This is a genomic window from Bacillus sp. 05T22, from assembly GCF_056396765.1.
Genome location: NZ_JBFTMC010000204.1, coordinates 1 through 3285, shown reverse-complemented (window position 1 = coordinate 3285; position 3285 = coordinate 1). Strand labels below are relative to the sequence as shown.

6 protein-coding genes are annotated in these 3285 nt (G+C 33.4%); 4 read left to right on the top strand and 2 right to left on the bottom strand.

The window, feature by feature from the left end:
• The 4 genes from AC1DIT_RS27630 to AC1DIT_RS27615 form a co-directional block, all read left to right on the top strand.
• A partial coding sequence (locus tag AC1DIT_RS27630) for an ABC transporter ATP-binding protein (RefSeq protein WP_476998572.1) occupies window positions 1-567 on the top strand: 567 nt, incomplete at its 5' end.
• 223 nt (window positions 568-790) lie between these two features.
• Window positions 791-1162 carry an HsmA family protein gene (locus AC1DIT_RS27625; RefSeq protein WP_016115863.1) on the top strand — a complete coding sequence of 124 codons (372 nt, stop codon included), beginning with the start codon at window positions 791-793 and terminating at the stop codon, window positions 1160-1162.
• Between the two features lie 57 nt (window positions 1163-1219).
• On the top strand, window positions 1220-1618 hold the full coding sequence (locus tag AC1DIT_RS27620; protein ID WP_016115864.1) for a DUF2871 domain-containing protein: 399 nt from the start codon (window positions 1220-1222) through the stop codon (window positions 1616-1618).
• A gap of 13 nt (window positions 1619-1631) precedes the next feature.
• Window positions 1632-2114, top strand: a complete 483-nt coding sequence (locus tag AC1DIT_RS27615; protein ID WP_016115865.1) for a CcdC family protein — start codon at window positions 1632-1634, stop codon at window positions 2112-2114.
• Window positions 2115-2357: 243 nt separating this feature from the next.
• Here AC1DIT_RS27615 and AC1DIT_RS27610 read toward each other — a convergent pair whose 3' ends face one another.
• Both AC1DIT_RS27610 and AC1DIT_RS27605 read right to left on the bottom strand, forming a co-directional pair.
• Window positions 2358-2768, bottom strand: coding sequence for a hypothetical protein (locus tag AC1DIT_RS27610; RefSeq protein WP_016115866.1), 411 nt, complete (start codon window positions 2766-2768; stop codon window positions 2358-2360).
• A complete protein-coding gene (locus tag AC1DIT_RS27605; RefSeq protein ID WP_016115867.1) occupies window positions 2765-3046 on the bottom strand; it encodes a hypothetical protein in 282 nt (93 codons plus the stop codon). Before AC1DIT_RS27605 ends, AC1DIT_RS27610 begins: the two co-directional genes overlap by 4 nt.
• Window positions 3047-3285 lie beyond the last annotated feature (239 nt).

Genomic DNA, 3285 nt, shown 5'->3' with positions numbered 1-3285 from the left:
GGTCCATCTGGCTCTGGGAAAAGTACATTACTTTCCATTGCAGGTGCACTGCTCTCTCCTTCAAAAGGGAACATTTATGTTTCTGGTCAAAATATAACAAGCTTATCAGAAAAGGAAATGACCGATATTCGCTTAAGAAAAATCGGATTTATATTCCAATTCGCAAACCTCGTACCTTTCTTAACGGTAAAAGAACAACTTCTGTATATCGCTAAGTTAAAAGGAGAAGATAAAAAAGAAGCTGGTAAGTTTGCAGAACAATTACTGAAAACATTTGGATTAGGACATCGCATGAATCATCATCCAAATCAACTTTCAGGCGGTGAAAAACAACGTGTAGCGATTGCTCGTGCGTTCATGAATGACCCAGACTTAATTTTAGCTGACGAACCGACTGCTAGTCTTGATTCAAAACGTGCAAGAGAAGTCGTTGAATTAATGAAGCAAGAAGTGAAGAAAAATAAAAAATCAGCGATTATGATTACACACGATGAAAAAATGCTTGATGTATGCGATCGAATTTTAACACTTCGYGATGGAAAATTATTACGAGAAAACGAAGTGTAAATCACAATAAATAAAAAAACTTTCTTATACCTATTTCCATAGGGAATAAGAAAGTTTTTTCTTTATTCACAAGTACCTCTTCATTTTTTGTTTACAACATAATACAATTTAAATATAATAATTACGCCAATTTCATATGTAATATTGCGTTCATATTCTATTCATAATTCTCATGTAACATGATTTATATAAGGAACATGACTGTTAGAAAGGAATGATGAACGTGTTGGCATCTGCTATTACATGTATTACAGCTGCACTCATTTTTTATACAATTGGCGTATGGAGTGAAAAATTCCAAAAGACATTAAAACCTTGGCATGTCGTTATTTTTTGGCTCGGACTCGTATGTGATACACTCGGAACTACATTAATGGAAAAGATGGCAGGAGCAGGATCCCTATTCAGTTTCCACGGAATCACAGGCTTAGCCGCCATTTTACTGATGTTATTCCATGCTGTTTGGGCAACAATTGTGTTAATCAAAAAAGATACAAAAATGATGACAACATTCCACAAGCTAAGTATTATCGTCTGGTTCATTTGGCTGATCCCATATATTTCTGGCCTTATATACGGAATGACAAACCACTAATAATCGCAGCCTACTATCCAAAAATAAACATTGCTAATGCTACCTAGGAGGTATATGATGAAAAAGTTATATAATGCAGCATTCACTTATTTAATTATCGGTTTATTATCAGGTATATTCGCGAGAGAATATGCAAAAGCGCAAGGAATTCAAGGTACGACTTTACTAAACCTATTACACACACATGTGTTAGTTCTTGGATTTTTATTCTTCTTAATTGCCTTAGCCCTATCAAAATCATTTGCATTCCATGAGGCAAAAAGTTTTAACATGTGGTTCATCGTCTATAATGTAGGATTAGTTTTAACAGTATCTTCATTGGCAGCGCGCGGACTTCTGCAAATCAATGGAGCTGATTTTAAAGGATTAAGTCATATTACAGGAATGTCTCATACGATCATTGGTATCGCTCTCGTTTGGTTTATGATTCTATTAAAAAAATCATTCAAAGGATAAAAGGAGGTCAAACATGAGCTTAGCTGTTTTATCAAGTATTATTGCTCTTTGTATGGCTGTTGGAATGATGTTTCTTCGCTTAAAATCAGCAAAGAAACCTGTAACACTTAAAAAAATTATACTCCCGCCAATTTTTATGAGTACGGGAGCATGCATGTACTTCTTACCAGAATTTCGCTTAACATCATCTGAAATTCTCGAAGCAGTTATCGTTGGTTTATTTTTCTCTATTTTTCTTATTAAAACGTCAAAATTTGAAATACGTGGAAAAGACATCTTTTTAATACCTTCTAAAGCATTCATCTTTATTTTAGTCGGTTTACTAGCTGTCCGCCTCGGTATGAAAGAATATTTAAGTCAATCAATTGATTTAGGACAATTAAGCGGTATGTTCTTCTTACTTGCTTTTGCGATGATCGTCTCTTGGAGAATTGGCATGTACCGTTCGTTTATGAAATTGCAGCGGGAAATGCAGTTTGTAGGCAAAAGTCTTTAATCGAAAAAAGTGAAGTAAACGTCAAGCAACTCTAAAATCAATCTTTATTGTATATTTTGAAGTTACTTGACGTTTACCTTCATACTGTTTCCAAGTCTTATAATCACCATTGTTTGCTGATACAGTATGTTCAGTCATGAAAGGATACAAAGTAAAGGCAACTGTAATAGGTATAATCAACAATACTTTTAATATCATGTTCCATACGTTAATTCTTACTCCTAAATTGTTTAACTTACTTGGTTAATAGCGTTCTATTACTAAATCCTCATAATCATATCTAGGGTCTAGTTTAACCTCACCTTTATACTTAATTACATGAATCTTATTGCCTAATAATGCCTTATCATATGTTTCTTGCTTTACCCATACCTTTTGAAGTTCATTATCTACATATAATGTCAATGTAGGGTGTTTAAATATGAGATGCTCTTTTTCGATTTGTCTGTCTATAACAGTCACCTCCATAGGCTTACCATTACGAATTAGTTCTCTATCTTGAAACCCCTCAATTACAGAAAGTACAACAAAGAGTAAAACGAAAAGACTAATGTAAATCCAAGTCTTCTTTTTCTTTTCTGATTCGGGTTTCTTATCTAACTCTTCAAAATCATCTGACTCTTTTCCTAAGTTTATCTGTTTCTTTTTGCTCATTCGTATACTCCTATATGGTATTTTGGGTCAATCTTAATTCTACCTTTGTACTGAATCGCTTCGAATGTGTCACCTTTCTTTACGCCATCATAGAARGGTTTATTTACGTGAATACTGTATAGTTTATTATCTAAGTCATACTCTACCGTATAATCGGTACCTCCTCTTGCAGGCAGTTCTTTTTTACTTACAACTACAATTTCAACTGGTTTTCCTTTTTCTAATAGTTGCTGTTCGTCCCTATTTAGTACCCATATAAAAGGAAATAAAGAAACCATGAGTACAATACAATGAAAACAAGAAGTGCTAACATCTCTCTATCTCGTCTTCTTAATAAGAAAACAGTTAAGGTTAAGATACAAAGTGTACTACCATATAATGGATATATTTATTATAAATTTCTATTGGGAGTGAGAAATAATAATGGTAAATCTAGAAGACTTTTATAATAAACTTGGAATTGATAGAAAAAATCCCCCAGAACGTATAAATCATAAGATGAATATCTTTCCTACCC